The sequence below is a fragment of the Corallococcus sp. AB032C genome (assembly GCF_003668935.1).
GTDB lineage: Bacteria > Myxococcota > Myxococcia > Myxococcales > Myxococcaceae > Corallococcus > Corallococcus exiguus.
In genome coordinates this window covers 12993-33460 of the sequence record NZ_RAWP01000007.1, presented here as the reverse complement: position 1 = coordinate 33460, position 20468 = coordinate 12993, and the positions used below count along the sequence as shown (strand labels likewise).

Below are 20468 nucleotides of genomic sequence, written 5' to 3'. Positions count from 1 at the left end.
CCGCGCTCAGGTGGAGGCCCCGGCGTGCGCCTGGGCGCCCTCCGCCGTCGGCAGCGTGAAGAAGAACGTGCTGCCCGCGCAGGGAGCGCTGTCCACGCCGACCTGGCCGCCGTGGGCCTCCACCAGCCCCTTCACGATGGCGAGCCCCAGCCCCGCGCCCTCCTTGCGCTTCGGTCCGGCCTGCCAGAAGCGCTCGAAGATGCGCGGCCGGTCCTCCGCCGCGATGCCGGGGCCCGTGTCGCTCACGAGGAAGCGGACCTGGCCCGCCTCCGGCTGGACGCGCAGGAGGACGCGGCCTCCCTCGGGCGTGAACTTGAGCGCGTTGCCCAGGAGGTTGGAGAGGATCTGCGACAGCCGCTCCGGATCCGCCAGGACGCGGGGCACTCCCTCCGGCACGTGGGTCTGGAGCAGGAGCGACCTTGCCTCCGCGAGCCCGCGGTGCTGCTCCAGGGCCTCCTGGATGAGCGGCGCCACCTCCAGCGGCTTGCGCTCCACCGACAGGTTCCCACCTTCCATCCGGGCCACGTCCAGCAGGTCCTGGATGAGCCGGTTCGCCCGTTGGACCGACTTCTGGAGGGTCTCCAGGCGCGGCCGGGCGCCGTCACCTGGAGGCAGGTACTTCTCCAGCATCCTCGCGCTCAACTGGATGACGTTGAGCGGGGTGCGCAGGTCGTGCGCCACGATGCGCAGCACGTCCTCGCGCATGCGGATGGCCTGCTCGGCCCGTTCGTACAGGCCGGCGTTGTCGATGGCGAGCGCGGCGCGACGGGCGAGCTCCTCCGCCTGGGCCTGCTCCCGGGCTCCGTAGCGGCGCCCGGCTCCGGAGGTCGCGAGGAGGATGACGCCCAGGTTCCGCTCCCGGCTGTACAGCGGCAGGATGAGGGCCGAACGGAGCGGCAGCGGCTCCGGGTGCCCGGCGTCCACCGCGGCCGCGCCGAGCATTCCGGGTGGCGCTTCCGGCAGCAGCACCGGCCGTCCCGTGTCCTGCACGGAGGCGACGAGGGGGGCTGGCAAGAGGGACTCCGGTCCATACGCCGCGTCCAGCGCCCGCAGCCGCTCCGCGGTGCGCGCGTCCGCGGCCGCGTGCTCCACCCGATGGATGTGCCCGTTCGCGTCCAGGCAGGCCACCACGCACCAGTCCGCCAGCGTCGGCACGGCGAGCGCCGCCACCGTGGCGAGCGTCGTGCGGGACGACAGCGACGCCGCGAGCCGCGGCCCCACGTCCGCCAGGAAGCGCCAGGCCTGCTCCAGTTCCTGGCGCTCCGTGATGTCCTGCATCTGGGAGATGAAGTGGACCGGCCGTCCCCGCGCGTCGAGCACCACCGCGCTCCACACGAGGACGGCGATGCGCCGGCCGTCCTTGCGCACGTAGTGCTTCTCCCGCTGGAAGGAGGACATCTCTCCCCGGCGCATCCGCTCGGCGTTCTCCTCGTCCAGCGGCAGGTCCTCCGGCGCGGTGAGGTCCTGGAACGACCGGCTGAGCATCTCGTCCCGCGAGTAGCCCACCAGGTGACAGAGCGCCGCGTTCACGTGGAGGAAGCGGCCCTCCAGTCCCACCAGCGCCATGCCAATGGGCGCGCCCTCGAACGAGGCGCGGAAGCGCTCCTCGCTCAGGCGCAGCAGGTCCTCCGCCTTCCGCCGCGCGCTGATGTCCCGGAGGATGACGGTGAGCCGCAGCGTGCCCTCCACGTCCAGCTTCATGATGCTGGCCTCCGCCGGAAACGCCTCTCCGCCGCGGCGCCGGCCGAGGATGGGCAGCCGCTCGCCCATGTGCCGGGACGTCGCCGTGCCTTGCGCGAAGTGCCGCACGTGCGCCATGTGGGCGGCCCGGATGTCCTCCGGGAGGAGGATGTCCAGCGGCTGGCCCAGGGCCTCTTGCGCAGAGTAGCCGAAGATGCGCTCGGCGCTCGCGTTGAACAGGACGATGCGCTGCCCGGCGTCGATGGAGATGATGGCGTCCGCGGCGTGGGTGACGATGCCCGCGAAGCGCGCCTCCGACAGCCGCAGCGACTGCTCCACCCGCCGCCGGCTCGCATCCAGCCGGGAGAGGGCGTTCGCGTTCCAGAGGACCACGGCGAGGAAGGCCGCCATCGTCAGGAGCACGAAGAGCGTGACCCCCTCGGTGGTGCCGTAGAGCCCCAGCCGCTCGCCCAGGAGCCGGACGGCGCCCGTCACGGGCACGAGCAGCAGGACCGCGAGCAGCAGCCGCCGCGCCGAGTGCCCCCCGAGGTCCTCGCGCAGCAGTACGCCCGTCAGCCCACGGTCAGGGTGGAGCGAGAGCAGCCCTCCCGACAGCAGCAGCAGGGCCAGCGACAGGGGGAGTCCCGGCGCCCTGGAGACTCCCGTCACGGTGTTCAGGGGGGGCAACCCGAACCAGTGCCCCTGGTACAGCCCTCCGACGAGGCCCCACACCGCGAGCAGCGCGGCGCAGGCGGCCAGCCACCGCGCGGGGGGCCCTCCGCGGCGCGTGCGCGCGTGCAACGTCCAGAGCGACAGCCCCGTGAGCAGCAGGCCCAGCCCGCCTCCCGGAGCGCCCCGGGTGAGCTGCGTGATGCCCATGACCACGACCCCGGCCGCCAGCGCCCGCCCCACCGCGCGCCGCGCGCCGCGCGCCCCCTGGGCGTGGAGCAGCCAGAGCGCGCCTCCCGCGAAGACCAGGCCCCATCCGTCCCAGGGAGACGGACGGCCCGGGGCCGTGGAGGGCGACAGGGCCCACCCGCCCACCACGAGCACGCCCAACAGGACCGCGAACGCGCTCGCCACGGCGACGCCCCCCGCGCTCCCCCTCGGGAACCGGGGCGGCGCGGACGGGGTGACGGGAGGCGGGTTCGTCATGAGGCCTCCGGGGACGTCATGCGCCGGCCGGTTCGCCACCGGTGGCCCCGGAGCAGGCCGCCCCGCGCGTGCGGCCCCGCGACGAGCAGGGGCACCAGCGCGACGGCCACGGCGACGAGGACCCGGCCCCAGTCGCGAGCATCGGGCGGGTGCAGCCCCACGAGCGAGGCCAGCGCGGGCACCTGGATGAGCAGCACGGAGAGCCCCAGCGACAGGGCGCAGACCCACCGCGCGGTGCGGGTCCGCAGCCGGGTGAGCACGGCCGCGAAGGTGGCGCTCGCCAGCGTGAGCGAGGCCATCGCCACCGCCCGCGCGCGCTCGACGTCGTGCCCCTCCGACAGGCACCGCGCGTAGGCCCAGACGAGCCCGCACGCCATCAGCGCGCCCACCGCCGTGAGCAAGGTCCACTCCCGCCAGGAGAAGAAGCGCGCGGCGGGCCTCGCGCGCAGCGGGGTGAGCCGCCCGGGCTTCGCGGCCGCCTGGAAGGCCAGCATCGCGGTGGGGTGGATGATGAGCTCCAGCCACACGATGTGGATGGGCAGGTACAGGAGCGGCTTCCCCCAGAGCGGCACCAGCGCCGCCGTGCCCACCAGGGGGATGTGGATGAGCAGCAGGTAGAGGAAGCAGCGCTGGAGGTTGGAGAAGAGCTGACGCCCCTCCGCGATGGCGCGCACCAGCGTGCCGAAGTCGTCGTTGAGCAGCACGATGGAGGACGCCTCGCGAGCGCTCCGGGTCCCCCGCTCCCCCATGGCGATGCCCACGTCCGCGGCCTGGAGCGCCGGCACGTCGTTCACCCCGTCCCCCGTGGCGGCCACCACCTCGCCCTGTCTCCGGAGCGCCTTCACCAGCGCGTACTTCTGGGCGGGCAGCGCGCGCGCCACCACGTCCACGGGCGGCGCCCCTCCCGTGTCGGCCAGCCGCGCCTCCAGGGCCTCTCCCGTGAGCACCACCGGATGTTCGCCCCCAAGCCCCAGCCGCCGGGCGACCGCGAGCGCCGTCCGCGGGTGGTCCCCCGTCACCATCACCGTGCGCAGCCCCGCGTCGCGGCACTCCCGCACCGCCGCCTCCACGCCCGGGCGCACCGGGTCCTCGCACCCCACGAGCCCCGCGAAGTCGAAGCCCCGGTCCGGTTCGCCGCCGTGCCAGTGCGCCGCGTCCAGCGTCCGGCTCGCGCACGCGATGACCTTGTGGCCCTCGCGCGCGAGCGCGTCCACGCGAAGCGCCCACTCCCGCCGGGCGTCCTCGGACAATGCGCACAGGCCCAGCACCCGCTCGGGCGCGCCCTTCACCGCGGCGAGCAGCGTCCCGGGCCCCCGCCGCACCACCGCCGTCTCACGCTGACGCTCCTCGGTGAACGGGAAGGTGGCCTCGCGGGTGGGAGCGGGCGGCTCCGGCAGGTCCCGCGCTCCGGCCTCCAGCAGCGCCACGTCCAGCGGATCCCTCCCCTCCTCCCGCGAGGCCAGCACCGCGGTCTCCAGCAGCGCCCGCGGCGAGGTCCCGGGCGCCGGCAACAGCCGGGCCACCCGCAGGAGCCCCTCGGTCAGCGTGCCCGTCTTGTCCGAGCACACACAGCTCACGCGGCCGATGTTCTCGACCGAGATGGCCTGCCGCACCAGCGCCTGCCGCCGGGCCAGGCGGTACACCCCCGCGCCCAGGAAGAACGTGAGGGCCACCGGGAACTCCTCGGGCAGCGCCGCCACGCCGAGCGTCGCCGCGCTCAAGAGCGCGTCCAGCCACCCGAAGCCCTGGCGCAGGCGGACGAGCGCCAGCACCGCGCAGAGCGCCGCCGCCACGCCCACCAGCACCGCCACCAGGTGCGCCACCGCTTGCTGGAGCGGCGTGCGCGCCCGCGCCTCCTGCCCCGCCGAACGGATGATGCTCCCGTACAGGGTCTCCGGACCGGTGAAGACGACGCGCACCCAGGCCGTCCCGGTGAGCAGCCGCGTCCCCGCGAGCCCCCAATGCACGGCCTCCACCGCCGGCTCCGCGCCGGGCGGAAGGCGCCCCAACGGCCGCTTGCGCACGGGCAGCGACTCGCCGGTGAGAGAGGACTCCTCGGCCTGCAGGCCCTGCCCCCGCACGACCAGACCGTCCGCGGGGAACGTGCTGCCCGCCTCCACGCGCATGAGGTCTCCCGGCACCACGTCCTCCGCCGGCACCTCCGATTCCTGGCCGTCGCGCGACACCGTGGCGCGCTCGGCCAGGCGTCCGCGCAGGCCTTCGGTGGAGGCCTGGGTCCGGTGGTGCAGGAAGACGTCCATGCCCAGCAGCGGCACGAGGGCCAGCAGCATCACCCCGCCGTTCACGTGCTCGCCCAGGGCGAAGTAGAGGGCGCTCGTGCCCACGAGGAACCAGAGCATCGGGTCGCTCGCCGCCTCGCGCAGGCTCTGGAGCGCGGAGCGGGGAGGCCGGCCTCGCACGTCGTTGCGGCCGTAGCGCGCGCGGCGCGCCGACACCTCTTGCGCCTCCAGACCGCGCACGTCTTCCCAGCCATGAGGCAGGCGATCGACAGGAACCAGGACTCGCATGACGCCCCCTGAAGAAGCTGGGGTCCTGCATGGGCGCCGGCAACGCGTCCGGCCGCCGTGAGGCCATCAGGAGGTGCCTGACGTGCCCCGCGCCCGCCGCTCCGTCGGGGGCATCCCGCGCTTGCGCGGTGACTAGCTTGGAGACGTGACCGCAAGGAGGAGCCATGACCATCGCCTGCGCGACCAACTTCTCGGAAGACGCCCGGCGCGCCTGTGACACGGCGGCGCTGCTCGCACGGCGGATGAACGTCCCGCTCTGCCTCGTGCACGTCCTGACCGGGACCCTGGTGAGGACCTTCGGGGACGCCATCTGTGAAACCGCCCAATCCACGCTGCGCGACGAATGCGACCGGTTGCGGGCCACCGGCATCCAGGTCGACTCCGTGCTCCTCACGGGTGAGCCGGAAGAGGAGCTGCGGGACCTGGTGGCGAAGCGCGGCTTCCAGTGGGTGGTGGCCGGCGCGCCGCGCGAGGACACGCCCTTCCGGGGCCTGGGGGGCACGGTCGACCGGATGGCACAGCTGCTGGAGGTCCCCTTCCTGGTGGTCCGCGAGGGTTCGGGTCTGGAGGCCTGGGCGCGGGGCGAGCGCCCCCTGCGGGTCATGCTGGGCGTGGACCGCTCCAGGCCCTTCGAGGTCGCCCGGGAATGGGTGAAGCGGCTCGCGAAGGTCGGCCCCCTGGAGGTCGTGGGAGGCCGCATCGTCTGGGTGGGGAGCGAGGCGGAGCGGCTGGGACTGGTGCATCCGCACAGTTACAAGGACATGTCCCCGGAGCTGCGGGAGGCGCTGGAGCGCGAGTCCGAGTCGCTGCTGGAGCCCCTGCGCGCCGCGGGCCTGCCGGTGCGCTCGCGGCTGGAGCCGGGGCTGGGCCGCATCGCGGACCACCTCATCGCCCTGGCCACGGAGGAACAGGTGGACCTGCTGGTGGTGGGCACGCACCAGCGCAGGGCGCTCGCGAAGCTGTGGAGCGTGTCCCAGTCCGCGCGGAGGCTGGCTCCCATGTCGGTGGTCAGCGTGCCGGTGCGCGCGGCGGAGCAGGGCCTGGAGCAGGAGCCTCCCCGGGTGCGCTCGGTGCTCGCGACCACGGACTTCGGTGAGGCCGGCGACCGTGCCATCGCCTACGCCTTCGCCATCACGCCACCGGGCGGCACGGTGCACCTGCTGCACGTGGAGCCCGCGAAGGCGACGCCCGAGGAGCTCCAGGCGGCGCGGCATCAACTGGAGCTGCGCGTGCCGTCCCCGGAGCATGACGGCAGCCACAAGGTCGAGCTGTCGGTGCTGAAGGGCGACGACATCGCGGCGGTCATCACCCAGGCGGCCGAACGCCACTGCGTGGACCTGGTGTGCCTGGGCACCCACGGCCGCACGGGAGTGAGCCGGATGGTGCTGGGCTCGGTGGCGCAGCAGGTGATGGCTCGCAGCGACCGGCCCGCCGTGACGGTGCGCATGCCGCGCGCCTGAAGACAGACGAGGTGAGTCATGAAGGCAACCGTGTTCCAAGGCACCCAGAAGCTGGGAGTGCAGGAGGTGGAGCGGCCGAAGGCGGGCGCGGGCGAGGCCATCGTCCGGGTGACGCTCACCACCATCTGCGGCACCGACGTGCACATCCTGCGCGGCGAGTACCCGGTGAAGCCCGGCCTCACCGTGGGCCATGAGATGGTGGGCGTCATCGACGAGCTGGGCCCGGGCGTGACGGGCTACCAGGTGGGGCAGCGCGTGCTGGTGGGCGCCATCACGCCGTGCGGTCAGTGCCGGGGCTGCCTCTCCGGGCACGCGTCCCAGTGCGGCCACGGCCAGGGGCTGGAGGCGGCCGGAGGCTGGCGGCTGGGCAATACGATGAATGGCGTGCAAGCGGAGTACGCGCGCGTGCCCTTCGCGCAGGCGAACCTGGCCCCCATTCCGGACGAACTGAAGGATGAACAGGTGCTGCTGCTGGCGGACATCGCGTCCACGGGCTTCAGCGGCGCGGAGTCCGGCGGAGTGAGGATTGGGGACGCGGTGGTGGTGTTCGCGCAGGGGCCCATTGGCCTGTGCGCCACCGTGGGGGCGCGGCTCATGGGCGCGTCGCTCGTCATCGGCGTCGACGGGGACGAGACGCGTCTGGCCATGGCGCGCAAGCTGGGCGCGGACGTGGTGCTCGACTTCCGGAACCAGGACGTGGTGGCGGAGGTGAAGCGGCTCACCGGCGGCGGCGTGGACGTGGCCATCGAGGCGCTGGGCACGCAGCAGACCTTCGAGAGCGCCCTGCGCACGCTCAACCCCGGCGGGACGCTGTCCAGCCTGGGCGTGTACTCCGGGAAGCTGCAAATGCCCTATGACGCCTTCGCGGCGGGGCTGGGGGACCACCGCATCGTCACCACGCTCTGTCCGGGCGGCAAGGAGCGCATGCGGCGCCTGATGGAGGTGGTGCGCGCGAAGCGGGTGGACCTCACGCCGCTGTTCACCCACCGCTTCCAGCTCAAGGACATCCGGGACGCGTATGAGCTGTTCAGCCAGCGCAAGGACGGCGTGCTCAAGGTCGCCATCCGGCCTTGAGCGGACGGGCTCGCGGCGGAGCCTACGGTGCCGCCGCGTAGCGCGCGAGGCTTCCGGGCAGCTTCGCGGCCAGTTCGTCCGGGCCGCTGAGCGTGAGGCCCAGGTCATGGAGGAGGCCGTCCTCCACGCTGTAGATCCACCCGTGCACGGTGAGCGGCTGCCCGCGCTCCCACGCGTCCTGCACGATGGTCGTCTGACACACGTTCTGCACCTGCTCCAGGACGTTCAGCTCGCCCAGCCGGTCGTGCCGCTCGCGGGGCGGCAGTGATTCAGGCAGGAGCCGCTCGTGCTTCTGGTGCACGTCCTGCACGTGGCGCAGCCAGTTGTCCGCCAGCCCCACCCGCTTGCGCTCCATCGCCGCGCGCACGCCGGAGCAGCCGTAGTGGCCGCAGACGATGACGTGCCGCACGCGCAAGAGGTCGATGGCGAACTGCAACACCGACAGCGCGTTGAGGTCGGTGTGCACCACGACGTTGGCGATGTTGCGGTGGACGAACAGGTCGCCGGGCATCAGGTTCACGATTTGATTGGCCGGCACGCGGCTGTCGGAGCAGCCGATCCACAGGTACTCGGGCGACTGGTGGCCGGCCATCTTCCGGAAGAAGTCAGCGTCCTTCTCCACCATGGAGGCGGCCCACTGGCGGTTGTTCTGGAACAGCGCGTCCAGCGTCCGGTCGGTCATCCCCGGAGTCTAGCGAGCCGCCACCGTCCGCCGGCGGCGTTTTCCCCGCCACCCGAGAATATGCGCGCGGCCCGGCGTACTCCGCCTGAAGGCGGCATCCGCCGCTGGCCCGTTCAGGGGGATCTCCATGGTGCAACACCTGCTTCGCTTCCCGCGGCTTCTACCCTTCGTGGCGGCCTCCGTCCTGGCTGCCTGTGGCGGTTCGGAGGACGACCCCGGCGACGGCCCCGGGCCCGGACCCGGCGGCACCTGCGTCCGGGACATCTCCAGCAAAGTGACCGCCGCCACGACGTGGGAGCCGGGGGCGCAGCAGTGCACCTACGCGGTGACAGGGGTGGTGGAGGTGAGCGGAGCCCTTACCCTGGCGCCGGGCACGACCGTGCGCTTCGGGCCAAACGCGGGCCTGCTCATCATGTCGACGGGGTCCCTCAACGCGGCGGGCACGGAGGCCGCACCCATCACCTTCACGGGGACGACGGCCGCGCCGGGCTTCTGGAAGGGACTCGCGTTCAAGTCCAACACCCCCGCGAACGTGCTGGAGCACGTGGTCATCTCCTACGCGGGCAGCGAGGACTCCTTCTGCTGCGACTACTTCCATGGCCCCGGCGGCAGCCTGGAGGTCCGCGCCGCCGTGGTGGTGGGCTCGCAGCTCCAGGACTCCGTCAGCCAGGTCCGCATCGCGAACACGACGGTGGAGAAGAGCGGCACCCAGGGCCTCTTCGCCTTCAACAAGGCGCGGCTGCCGGGCTTCTCGCGCAACCTCTTCCGGGGCAACCTGGGAGCGCCCGCCACGGTGAGCCTGTCCATCGCGAGCGCCCTGGACGCCACCACCGTCTTCTCCGGAAACAGCGCCACCAGTCCGGCGGCCAACGGCGACAACACCGTCCACCTGATGGCGGCGCCGAAGGCGGACACCGCGGTCGCCCAGACGTTGCACAAGCTGGACGTGCCCTACGGCGTCTCCACCGGCACCCCGGACACCATCGTGGAGTACGCGGGCGCGCTCACCGTGGAGCCGGGGGTGCGACTCCAGTTCGAGGCGGAGTCGGGCCTGCGCATCACGGAGACGGGCTCGCTGGTGGCGCGGGGCACGGCGGCGGAGCCCATCGTGTTCACGGGCCGGACGGAGACGCCGGGCTACTGGAAGGGCATCTCCATCCGCTCCCTGGACGCGAACAACGTCATCGCCCACGCGCGGGTGAGCCACGGCGGTTCCGACCCCTTCTGCTGCGACGCCTTCACGAGCGCGGGTGACATCCAGGGCAACATCGTCCTGGGCGGCCAATCGGGCCGGGGCCGGTTGCAGCTCTCCGACTCGCTCGTGTCCCAGGGCACGGGCTGGGGCGTCTTCGTCTTCAAGAACTCCACCTTCACCCCGAGCGCCAACACCTACGACGGCAACACCGGCACCGTGGGTTACGAGAGTCCCCCCTTCGCGCCCTGAAGCCGCGCCTCCAACACGGCTCCAGGGGCCGCGCGCCGTTCCACGGGAAGGGAACGGCGCGCGGCGGTGGGTGCTACCGAGGCGCGAAGGTGCCGTCGTGGATCTCTGCGTAGGCGCTTCCCAGCCCCAACGTGGAGAGCTGCGAGTACCCCACCGCAAAAGCCACGGTCTCCAGGAGCGGATAGCCCTCCGCGTCCTGCTTGAGGATGGACGGCGGAAGGTCGAGATAGAACAGGACGCTGTGCGCCTGATTCTCCAGGAACAACGTCCCCATGTAGACACTGTTAGGCCCGGAGGCCTCCATGAAGAAACTCAACGTCGCCCCTTTCAGCGCGGCGACGAATTGCTGCTGCACCGCGGCAGTCGTCTCGCCCCCGAATTGGACGGTCACCGGCCCTGACTGGACCTGGATCCGCTTGTACCCGTACTCAATGGACCGCGTCACCGTCGACGACTCATAGCTGATGACGAAGGGAACGCTCTTCCCTCCCATGTCGACGAAGATGTCAGCAGGGCTCCCGGGCGGAGGCGGCGAGCGAGGCTCGAACACGAGCGTCCCCGAAACCCATCCGCCCGAGTCCACGCCAATGCCCACGTCCGCGGTGCCATCCCCCGGCACCTTGAAGAGGAAGCGCACCGGGCGCGTCTCGCCCTCGCCCAGGGTGAACGTCAGCGGATTCGGAGACACCAGCGTGACAGGCACCGTGATGCCCGGCACATCCGTGCGCTCCACGTGCCAGTCGCCGTTCATCTGGATGGTGTACTTCCCGGCCATGAGCGCCAGGCTCACCGACTCCGCGGACGTGTCCGCGATGGTCGCGTTCTGCGGCCCGGTGATGGCGAACGTCGCGCCCACCAGCTTGTAGCTGCGCCCCGCCGAGGTCGACACCAGCGGCAGCTCCAGCAGCCCCTCGCCCTCGCGAATCACGGGCGTGGACGTCTCAGACACCTCACCACACGCGAGCGCCAGCAACGCAATCGCGCCCACGAACCACTTCAGCCTTTGCATGAACTTCCCCCTCAGAAAGGCGCCGACGATAGGGTTTCGAACATTGCACGGTCAAGACAGACGGACCCGCACGCGCAATCACAGCCATACCCGGCCGACGCGTGCATCCTACAGGTCATGAGCGACACCCCTGACATCAAGACCGCCGACCTCTGTGACGCCCACTCGGGAACTCAGCAATTCCAGACTGTTGAGCCAGGATTCCTGGACTACGGCGGGCGCCGGAGTTTCTTCGGGCCCATCAGCACCGTGCGCGCGCCAGAGGACAACTCCCTGGTGCGCAAGGCATTGGAGGAACCCGGCCAGGGCCGCGTGCTGGTGGTGGATGGCGGAGGCAGCCGCCGCTGCGCGCTCGTGGGTGACGTGCTCGCGGCCCTGGGCCAGAAGAACGGCTGGGCCGGCGTGGTGGTCAACGGCTGCATCCGCGACGCGGAGGAGGTGGGTCGCACCGCCATCGGCGTGAAGGCGCTGGGGGCCCACCCACTCAAGAGCGGCAAGCGCAACGAGGGCCAGCGCGACGAGGAGGTGCGCTTCGCCGGCGTCACCTTCGTCCCCGGCCACCACCTCTACGCGGATGCGGACGGCATCGTCACTTCGCAGAAGGCGCTGCGCTGACCTTCGCCTTCCCCACCCCGGGCCACACGGAGCGCAGCGTCCCCTCGCTCGATGGTGCGCAGCGCTTCGGCCCGGGGGCTGCGGAAGCAGTGCCCGTCCTCCAGCAGCAACACGTCCTCTTCATCCAGGTCGCGCAGCCGCACCTGCCGCTTCTTCTCCAGCGGGTGCCCTGGCGGCGCCGCGCCCGAGGCCCCCGCCTGTCAGTGGAAGTAGCCGTCCGAGAGCGTGCGCATGAAGGCGACGAGGGCCTGCTCCTCCTGGGGTGACAGGCCCAGGCTGCCCATCTCCCGCGTGTTGATGTTCAGCCCCACCTCCGGCATGGGCCAGCAGTCCACGCCAGGAATCCCAGACGTGCTCCCCGTGCAGACCGGCAGCACGTCACGCGTGTTGTAGAAGTGGACGATGGACTCGAGGCTCTTGAAGTAGCCGTTGTGCGTATAGGCCTTGGTGAAGCCAGGGAAGGGGCGCTTGTCCACGTTGCGCAGGGTGGGAACCTTGACCTTGCCCAGGTTGGCGCGCGCAAAGGGCGCGTAGTCCTGGCGCGTCTGGAGGAAGCCCCCCAGGCCCGTGTCTATCCAGAAGGGCCCCTCCGGGTTGAACTGGAGCTGCCAGTACCAGGGGTTGAGCAGGTTGCGCGGAACGCCCAGGTTGTCGAAGGTGTAGTCGGTGAAGAGCGGCGGCTCGCCGCGCGGGCCTCGCTGGCTCGTGTGGCAGTTGTCGCAGTTCGCCTTGCCCTCGAAGAGCTTCAGGCCCCACTGCTCCTGGGAGGAGAGCCGCGCGCGGCCCGCGAGATAGGCGTCGTACTTCGAGGAGAAGGCGTTCACCTCGCGAGAGCCCTCGTACGCGGCGATGGACCTCGCGATGTTGTCATACGCGCGCGGCACGTCGCCGCAGATGCGGGCGCCCCAGACGGCCCGGAAGAGGTCGCCGTACGGGCCGCCGCAGACCTTGGCCACCACCGCGGCCTCGCTGGGGTTGTTCTGCTCCACCGGGTTCAGGAAGGGGCCCTGCGCCTGGTCCGCGGCGGGGTTGCCCAGCTCCTCGCCGGTGGCGCGGCCATCCCAGAAGTTGCCTCCCACGAAGGCCGCCTGTCCAGGCGTCACCAGGTGGAGGATGGGGGCCTGCGTGGCGTAGGCGGACGAGGGCGGCTTGCGATTGCCGAAACGCCCCCTCACGGCGCCTTCATAGACAGAGCCGGTGAGGTTGATGAGCAGGCTGGGGCCCGTCCAGCCCACCTCGGGGCCATGACAGACGGCGCAGGCCTGGCCCATGGGCTCGGAGAGCCGGCGGTCGAAGAAGAGCAGCTTGCCGAGCCGCTCCACGGGCTTCAGCCCGCCGGGCGCCGCCGTGGCCTCCTCGCGCAACGTGGCCTCGAAGATGGCCGAGGCCTGGAGGGATTCAGTCGTCTCCGGCGAACTCGCGTCGCCTGTGTCCCCGCTCGCGGGAGACGTCAATGACAACATCCCCGGGGCAGGAGCGACTTCGCACGCCAGTGCCCCTCCCAGCGTCAGCAGCAGGAACAATCTCCACCATGACCGTGACCCGTGCATTTCCGGCACCTCGGATTGGGAGCGGCGGCCAGGGTGGCGTCTCCACCGGGCTCTGGCCATGGGTCGGGAGCGCGGTCGGCTGTCGGATTCCGAGGAGGGGATTGCCCTTTGGAATTGGAAGGGCATCCCTCCACGGACGTGAAGGCCCCTGCCACCCCCTACTGACGACAGGGAGCCTCCGTCGTCCGGCAAGCGACGGTGGGCCACCTGCCCGGGTCATAGGCGGCAATGCCTTCCATCCTGGATAGTCCGCCCAATCGCTATCGCGACCAAGAGGGGGCGTCCATGAAGAGAGCAGACAGGCACCTGATGCTGGTGCTCGTGGCCGCGCTGTTCGTGGGCTGCGGCGCTTTATCGGGGGATGCGGGGGCGGCGCGCTTCACGGTCGCCGTGCCCCAATCTCTCGCATCCGGCATCACCCGCGTCGTCGTCACCTCTGGGGGAGCGGCCATCCCCTCCGTGTCGGTGGAGCTCGCGCCAACGAACGGGGTGTGGGGCGGAATCATTGGCAACATTCCGGCGGGCGCCGACCGCACCTTCCTGGCGCAGGCCTTCGATGCCGGGGGCGCGTTGCGCTTCGAGGGCTCCGCCGACGGCATCTCCATCCTCGCGGACCAGACGACCCTCGTCGCCATCACCCTCCAACAAATCAACCCGCCGCCGCCCTTCGAGAACGAAGCGCCCATCATCGACTTCGTGGCGGCGAACCCAAGCACCGTGGCGGCTGGCGGCACCGTCTCCCTGTTCTCCTCCGCGCATGACCCGAACCCGGACGACACGCTCAGCTACGCATGGAGCGCCACCGCGGGCACGTTCTCCTCGGCCTCCGAACCCTTCACCTCGTGGACGGCTCCCGCCACCACCGGCATTCAAACGCTCACGTTGACGGTGACGGACTCACGCGGCCTGGCCTCCAGCGCCCTCCTGGTCGTCAACGTCCTGCCCGAAGGGGAAGGCGAGGCCGAGCTGTCCATCTCCTTCAACAGCGCACCGGAAGTGAGCTCGCTGGATGCTTCGCCCACGCAGCTCGTCGTCGGGCAGCCGACGACGGTGTCCGTCACTGCGTCGGATCCGGACGGTGACAACCTCTCCTACGCCTGGAGCGCGTCGTGCGCGGGCACCTTCAGCGACACGTCCTCCGACTTCACTCAATTCACGCCTTCGCTCGCACCAGCCGAAGCCTGCAACAACTGCCGCCTGACCGTCTCCGTGTCCGACGGGCGCGGCGGACACAACACGGGCACCGTCGCCCTGTGCGTCACCAGCACGCCTCCCGTCAATCCCATCGCGCCCGTCATCCTCCGCTCCTACCGCTCCTCCGACACGGCGAGCCCGGGTCAGGTGCTCACCTATGAAGTGGTGGCGAGCGACCCGCGGGGCTCCGCGCTCACCTTCTCCTGGGACGCGAGCACCGGCGCGTTGGGCACGCCGACCGGCGACTCCACGCACAGCCGCGTCACCTGGACGGCGCCCCCTTGCGCCAGTGGTGGCACGCCCCCGTCCATCACCGTCACCGTGACGAATGCATTCGGCCTCACGGCCACCCGGAGCTTCACCGTGACGGGACTGCCAGGCTGTTCCGTTCCGGGGACGTGGGCCCTGACGGGGCCCATGGTTGGAGGCAGTCTTCGCCTGTTCAGCACGGCGACGCGGCTGCAGGACGGCAGGGTACTCGTCGCGGGCGGCAGCGAAGCGCAAAGAGGCCAGTGCAACAACACGGCGGAGCTGTATGACCCGGCCTCGAATACCTGGAGCGCGACCGGCTCCATGCTCGAATGCCGCTACGGCCACACGGCGACACTGCTCCTCAACGGCAAGGTGCTCGTCGCGGGTGGAATGGATGAGTTCTTCACCCTGCGAACGGCGGAGCTGTACGACCCGGCCACGGGCACCTGGAGTCCCACGGGCTCCATGACGGAGCCCCGCTCCGGCCAGACCGCGACACTCCTTCTCGATGGCCAGATGCTCGTTCAGAGTGGGCTGTCGGCGGAGCTCTATGACCCTGCGTCGGGGACCTGGAGCGCGACCGGCTCCCTGGCCATGAGTCGTGAGGCGAGCTCGGCGCCGCGTCTGCAGGACGGCAGGGTGCTCGCCGTGGAGGGCGCCACTGCGGAGCTGTACGACCCGGCCACGGGCACCTGGAATTCCACGGGCGCTCCTGTCATCCCCATCGGCGGCTGGCCGGTGTTGCTGCTGGATGGGCGGGTGCTCGACTTGGGGGGGGATACTGCGGAGCTGTACGACCCGGCCACGGGCACCTGGAGCCTCACGGGCTCACCGTCCACATTGTTCCAGGGCCCGGTGACGGTGCTGCTCAATGGGAAGGCGCTCGCCGTGTATTCGGACTCCGCGGCGCTGTACGACCCGGCAACGGGCACCTGGACGCCCACCGCGCCCACAATCGTCCCGCGCTTTGCGCTCAACACGGCGACGCTGCTGTTCGACGGCAGGGTCCTTGTCGTGTCGGGGAGCTTCGACTCCAACGCAGCCGAGCTCTACACTCCCTGACCGCCGCGCCCCGGGAAGTCGACACGTCAGGGATGTCCTACGAGGAAGGAACACCGACCATGAGCCCCACGAACGACCCGAAGAACGCTGCTCCGCCCTCGGATGCCGACGCCGCCGTGAGGGACGCCTTCACGCTGGTCCGCTCGGGGGACGCCGGGAAGCTGCGCGAGTTGCTCGACGCCGGGCTTCCCGTGGGGGTTCGCAACGAGCGAGGCGACTCCCTGCTGATGCTGGCCAGCTATTACGGCCACGTGGACGCGACGCGCCTGCTGCTGGAGCGCGGCGCGGATCCGGAGCAGCCCAACGACGCGGGCCAGACACCCCTGGCTGGCGCGGCCTTCAAGGGCAACGAGGCCATCGCCACGGTGCTCCTGGAGGCGGGCGCGGACGTGGACGGCGCGGGCCCGGATGGCCGCACGCCGCTGATGTTCGCGGCCATGTTCGACAAGCTGGAGATGATGGAGCTGCTCATCCAGCGCGGCGCGGACCACCGGGTCCGGGACGCTGACAAGCGCACCGCACTGGACTACGCGCGCTCCATGGGTGCGGCGCGCGCGGCCGAGCGGCTGGATCCGAAGCCCTGAGAAGACAGACACCCGGGGCTACGCGTTCGTGTGGCCCCAGGCGTTCTCGGACGGCCTGCCCCGGGCCGTCGTCTCCTCCCTCAGCGAGGTGACGGCCTCCACGATGTGCTCCGCGTCGATGCCCGCGGCGTTCAGCAGCTCCGCGGGCTTGCCGGAGCCGGGCAGCTTCGTCACCGCGAGCCTCACCACGGTGGGCAGTTGCTCGCGCTCACCGGTGAAGGCCTCCAGCACCGCGTCCGCCAGGCCCCCTTCCGCCCAGTGGTCCTCCACCACGATGAGCCGCCCCAGCGTCTCGCGCGCGGCCTTGCGCAGCGTCTTCGCGTCCACCGGCTTCACGGAGTACAGGTCGATGACGCGCACCGCGATGCCGTCCTTCTTCAGCGCTTCGTAGGCCTTGAGCGCTTCGTGCAGCGTGATGCCGGCGGCCACCACCGTCGCCACGTCCTCATCGGACTGGCGCACCACCTTGCTGCCGCCAATGGGGAAGTCCTCCGTCGCGGGGTAGAGCACCGGCGTCTTCTCACGCGTGCTGCGCAGGTAGGTGATGCCCGGGCGCTCCAGCAGCTGCGCCAGGAGCTTCGCGGTCTGGTTCGCGTCGCTCGGGTAGAGCACCGTGCTGCCTCCCACCGCGCGCATCATCGCCAGGTCCTCCAGCGCCATCTGAGACGGGCCGTCCTCGCCAATGGACACGCCCGCGTGGCTGCCGCACAGGTGCACCGTGGCGTTGGAGATGGCCGCCATGCGCACCTGATCGAAGGCGCGCGACAGGAAGGCCGCGAAGGTGCTGACGAAGGCCTTCTTGCCCAGCACCGCCAGGCCCACCGCGCTGGACACCATGTTCTGCTCCGCGATGAACATCTCGAAGTAGCGCTTCGGGTGCGCCTTCTGGAACTCGTTCGAGTACGTGGAGTTGGACACCTCCGCGTCCAGCGCCACCACGTCCGGCCGCGCATTGCCCAGCGCCAGGAGCGCGTCGCCATACGCCTTGCGCGTGGCCTCCTTCTGGCCGACCTCGTACGTGGGCAACTGCAACGGTGAGGCCTTGTCCTGGACGGTGGCCTTCAGCGCCTCCGGCTTCTTCACCTGGACGCGGACGTCGCGCTCCCCGCCCAGCTCGCGGATGGCGTCCTGTGCCTTGTCCTCCGGCAGCGGCTTGCCGTGCCAGCCGTCCTGGTTGGCGATGAGCGAGAAACCGCGCCCCTTCTCCGTCTTGCAGATGAGGCAGGTGGGCTGCCCCTTCTTCGCCTGGGCTTCGGCGAAGGCCCGGTCGATGGCGCCCAGGTCATGGCCATCCAGCGTGACGGCGTTCCACCCGAAGGCGCGGGCGCGGGCCGCGTAGGCCTCCAGGTTCCAGCCCAGCTCCGTCTCGCGGCTCTGCCCCAGGCGATTCACGTCGATGATGGCGCACAGGTTGTCGAGCCCGTAGTGGCCGGCCTTGTCGAACGCCTCCCACACGGAGCCCTCCGCCGTCTCGCTGTCGCCCATGAGCACGTAGGTGCGGAAGGGCAGTCCGTCCATCCTCGCGCCGAGCGCCATTCCCACGCCCACGGCCAACCCCTGCCCCAACGAGCCGGTGGCCACGTCCACGAGCGGCAGCACGTGCGGGTTCGGGTGCCCCTCCAGCCGGCTGCCGAACTTGCGCAGCGAGAGCAATTCCCGGTCGTCGATGGCGCCCGCCGCCTTGAAGGCGGAGTAGAGGACCGGGCAGGCGTGGCCCTTGGAGAGCACGAAGCGGTCGTTGTTGGGGGCCTTCGGCTGTTGGAAGTCGAAGCGCAGGTACTTCTGGAACAGCACGGCCATGATGTCCGCCGCGGACATGGACGAGCTGGGATGGCCCGAGCCCGCCGCCGTGGTGCAACGGATGCTGTCGATGCGCAGCTGCGCCGCGAGGTCCGCCAAGGTGTCCGCCATCGTTTCGCTCCCGGGTTGGGGGGCCAGGGGTGTGCCCCCGCTACTGTGTTGACTGCCCCGGCCCGCGAGAAGCGTTGCCCCCCGCCGGCCCTGTTCACAGGCAGAATCCGCGAGTGCCTGCCCGCCCGGCCGGACCCGGGGGAAAGGGCATGCGCAACTTGAAGCAACGCCATCCGGGAGCCTCGCGCCCCCGCCGGGAGAATCCATGAATCCGCTGCGACAGCTCGCCGAGTTCGGCCAATCCGTCTGGGTGGACAACCTCCAGCGCAGCTACATCACCAAGGGCACGCTGAAGAAATTCATCGACGAGGACGGGCTCAAGGGGCTCACCTCCAACCCGACCATCTTCCAGAAGGCCGTGTCGGGCAGCGACGACTACCAGGACCTCTTCGACGCGGCGAAGGGCAAGGGCCTCTCCGGCAACGACCTCTACGAGCAGCTCGCCGTGCGCGACGTGCAGGGCGCCGCGGACCTCCTCAAGCCCGTGTACGACGCGACGAAGGGCCAGGACGGCTTCGCGTCGCTGGAGGTCTCCCCCCGGCTGGCGCTGGACACGCAGGGCACGCTGGAGGAGGCGCGGCGGCTGTGGAAGACGCTGTCGCGGCCCAACGTGATGATCAAGGTCCCGGGCACCGTGCCGGGCACCCCGGCCTTCGAGCAGCTCACCTCCGAGGGCATCAACGTCAACGTGACGCTGCTCTTCAGCCAGGAGCGCTACAAGCAGATCGCCGAGGCCTACGTCTCCGGCCTGGAGAAGCTCGCCGCGTCCGGCGGGGACGTGAGCCGCGTGGCGAGCGTGGCGTCGTTCTTCGTCAGCCGCATCGACGCCATCGTGGACAAGGAGATTGAAAAGAAGCTGAAGGCGGGCGCCACGCCGGAGCAGCAGAAGGCAATGGAGGGGCTGAGCGGCAAGGTGGCCATCGCCAACGCGAAGCTCGCCTACCGCACCTTCAAGGAGGTCTTCGGCGGCGCGCGCTGGAAGGCGCTCGCGGCGAAGGGCGCCAAGGTGCAGCGCGTGCTCTGGGCGAGCACCAGCACCAAGAGCCCGAAGCTGCGCGACGTGCTCTACGTGGAGGAACTCATCGGCCGCGACACGGTGAACACCATGCCGCCCGCCACCATCGACGCGTTCCGGGACCACGGCAAGGTGCGCCCCAGCCTGGAGGAGGATCTGCCGGCGGCGGAGGCGACGATGCGCCAACTGGAGGCGGCCGGCATCTCCATGAAGACGGTGACGGACGAGCTGTCCACTGACGGCATCCGCCTGTTCACGGAGTCCTTCGACCAGCTGCTCGGCGCGGTGGGAGAGAAGCTGAAGAAGACCTGAGTCCTGGAATCCGCGTGCGGAAGGGGCCCAGGGTGATAGTCATTATGCCCTGCGCGCCGCTCCCGGTGCGCCACTCCAGGAGACACCTTGCATGGCCCCGGTCGCACTCGTCACTGGCACCTCCACTGGCATTGGCCTGAGCACGGCCGTCCACCTGGCACGCCAGGGCTTCGAGGTCGTCGCCACCCTGCGCGACAGCGCCCGGGCGGACGCGCTCCGGGACCGGGCGGACCGGGAGTCCGTGAAGCTCCACATCCGCACGCTGGACGTGACCCGTGACGACTCCACCCAGGCGTGTGTCCGCGACGTCCTCCAGGCGCACGGCCGCATCGACCTGCTGGTGAACAACGCGGGCGCGGGCTACCTGGCCACGATGGAGCAGACCTCCGAGGAGGCCCTGCGGCGCACGATGGAGGTCAACTTCTTCGGCGTGTGGCGCGTCACCCAGGCGGTGTTCCCTGTCATGAGAGAGCAGCGGTCCGGGCGCATCATCTCCCTGAGCAGCATTGGAGGCCTGGTGGGCCAGCCCTTCAACGACGCGTACTGCGCGGCGAAGTTCGCGGTGGAGGGCTTCATGGAGAGCCTGGCCCCCGTGGCGTCCCGGCTGGGCATCCACGTCTCGCTGGTGGAGCCGGGGCCGGTCCACACGGAGTTCGTCAACACCGTGCGCGCGACGGGCAATGGCACCCAGGGCAACGGACCGGCCGTGTATGGCGAGCTGCTGGGCCGGTACATGCGGGGCTCCGCGGAGACCTACGCGAGCCTGGGCCAGACCGCGGACGACATCGCGCGCATCATCTGCGAGGCCGCGACCGCTCCATCGCCGCACCTGCGCTACATCACGTCCGAAGGCATGCGCTCCCTGTACGCCCTCAAGGCCGGGGACGCGACCGGCGACACGCTGCGAGCCCGCGTCGCGACGCGCCTGGACTGACGCGCTA

General features: G+C 70.9%; 15 protein-coding genes. 8 read left to right on the top strand and 7 right to left on the bottom strand.

The genetic code is table 11. From position 1 onward, the window contains the following. Positions 1-6 precede the first annotated feature (6 nt). Positions 7-2835: a PAS domain S-box protein gene (locus D7X99_RS04360; protein ID WP_121776613.1), complete on the bottom strand. Its 2829-nt coding sequence runs from the start codon at positions 2833-2835 to the stop codon at positions 7-9. Then, positions 2832-5363, bottom strand: a complete 2532-nt coding sequence (locus D7X99_RS04355) for a cation-transporting P-type ATPase (protein ID WP_121776612.1) — start codon at positions 5361-5363, stop codon at positions 2832-2834. The genes D7X99_RS04360 and D7X99_RS04355 overlap by 4 nt, the downstream gene beginning before the upstream one ends. Positions 5364-5527: 164 nt before the next feature. On the opposite strand from D7X99_RS04355, the gene D7X99_RS04350 reads away from it, so the two are divergent. Both D7X99_RS04350 and D7X99_RS04345 read left to right on the top strand, forming a co-directional pair. Next, a complete protein-coding gene (locus D7X99_RS04350) occupies positions 5528-6823 on the top strand; it encodes a universal stress protein (protein ID WP_121776611.1) in 1296 nt (431 codons plus the stop codon). Between the two features lie 18 nt (positions 6824-6841). Continuing rightward, a complete protein-coding gene (locus tag D7X99_RS04345; RefSeq protein WP_121776610.1) occupies positions 6842-7897 on the top strand; it encodes an alcohol dehydrogenase catalytic domain-containing protein in 1056 nt (351 codons plus the stop codon). Between the two features lie 22 nt (positions 7898-7919). On the opposite strand, the gene can is transcribed toward D7X99_RS04345, so the two are convergent. Next, positions 7920-8579: a carbonate dehydratase gene (gene can / locus D7X99_RS04340; protein WP_120578035.1), complete on the bottom strand. Its 660-nt coding sequence runs from the start codon at positions 8577-8579 to the stop codon at positions 7920-7922. A 127-nt stretch (positions 8580-8706) separates the two neighbouring features. Here can and D7X99_RS04335 point away from each other — a divergent pair, with 127 nt between their 5' ends. Beyond that, positions 8707-10023, top strand: a complete 1317-nt coding sequence (locus D7X99_RS04335; RefSeq protein WP_121776609.1) for a hypothetical protein — start codon at positions 8707-8709, stop codon at positions 10021-10023. Between the two features lie 73 nt (positions 10024-10096). Here D7X99_RS04335 and D7X99_RS04330 read toward each other — a convergent pair whose 3' ends face one another. Next, on the bottom strand, positions 10097-11032 hold the full coding sequence (locus D7X99_RS04330; protein ID WP_121776608.1) for a hypothetical protein: 936 nt from the start codon (positions 11030-11032) through the stop codon (positions 10097-10099). 117 nt (positions 11033-11149) lie between these two features. On the opposite strand from D7X99_RS04330, the gene rraA reads away from it, so the two are divergent. Continuing rightward, complete coding sequence (gene rraA / locus D7X99_RS04325; protein WP_121776607.1) at positions 11150-11647, top strand: ribonuclease E activity regulator RraA; 498 nt, start codon at positions 11150-11152, stop codon at positions 11645-11647. On the opposite strand, the gene D7X99_RS04320 is transcribed toward rraA, so the two are convergent. Next, positions 11599-11790 (bottom strand): hypothetical protein, encoded by a 192-nt coding sequence (locus D7X99_RS04320; protein WP_233613083.1) that lies wholly within the window; start codon positions 11788-11790, stop codon positions 11599-11601. The two genes, rraA and D7X99_RS04320, sit on opposite strands and share 49 nt — an antisense overlap. A 57-nt stretch (positions 11791-11847) precedes the next feature. Continuing rightward, positions 11848-13101, bottom strand: coding sequence for a cytochrome-c peroxidase (locus D7X99_RS04315; RefSeq protein ID WP_233613082.1), 1254 nt, complete (start codon positions 13099-13101; stop codon positions 11848-11850). A gap of 381 nt (positions 13102-13482) precedes the next feature. Between D7X99_RS04315 and D7X99_RS04310 the strand changes: the two genes are divergently transcribed. Both D7X99_RS04310 and D7X99_RS04305 read left to right on the top strand, forming a co-directional pair. Beyond that, complete coding sequence (locus tag D7X99_RS04310) at positions 13483-15705, top strand: kelch repeat-containing protein (RefSeq protein ID WP_121776606.1); 2223 nt, start codon at positions 13483-13485, stop codon at positions 15703-15705. A 59-nt stretch (positions 15706-15764) separates the two neighbouring features. Continuing rightward, a complete protein-coding gene (locus D7X99_RS04305) occupies positions 15765-16289 on the top strand; it encodes an ankyrin repeat domain-containing protein (protein ID WP_121776605.1) in 525 nt (174 codons plus the stop codon). Between the two features lie 18 nt (positions 16290-16307). Here D7X99_RS04305 and D7X99_RS04300 read toward each other — a convergent pair whose 3' ends face one another. Further along, positions 16308-18200, bottom strand: coding sequence for a transketolase (locus D7X99_RS04300; RefSeq protein WP_121776604.1), 1893 nt, complete (start codon positions 18198-18200; stop codon positions 16308-16310). A 205-nt stretch (positions 18201-18405) separates the two neighbouring features. Between D7X99_RS04300 and tal the strand changes: the two genes are divergently transcribed. Both tal and D7X99_RS04290 read left to right on the top strand, forming a co-directional pair. After that, positions 18406-19527: a transaldolase gene (gene tal / locus D7X99_RS04295; protein ID WP_121776603.1), complete on the top strand. Its 1122-nt coding sequence runs from the start codon at positions 18406-18408 to the stop codon at positions 19525-19527. Between the two features lie 91 nt (positions 19528-19618). Then, positions 19619-20461, top strand: a complete 843-nt coding sequence (locus tag D7X99_RS04290) for an SDR family oxidoreductase (RefSeq protein WP_121776602.1) — start codon at positions 19619-19621, stop codon at positions 20459-20461. Positions 20462-20468: the final 7 nt, after the last annotated feature.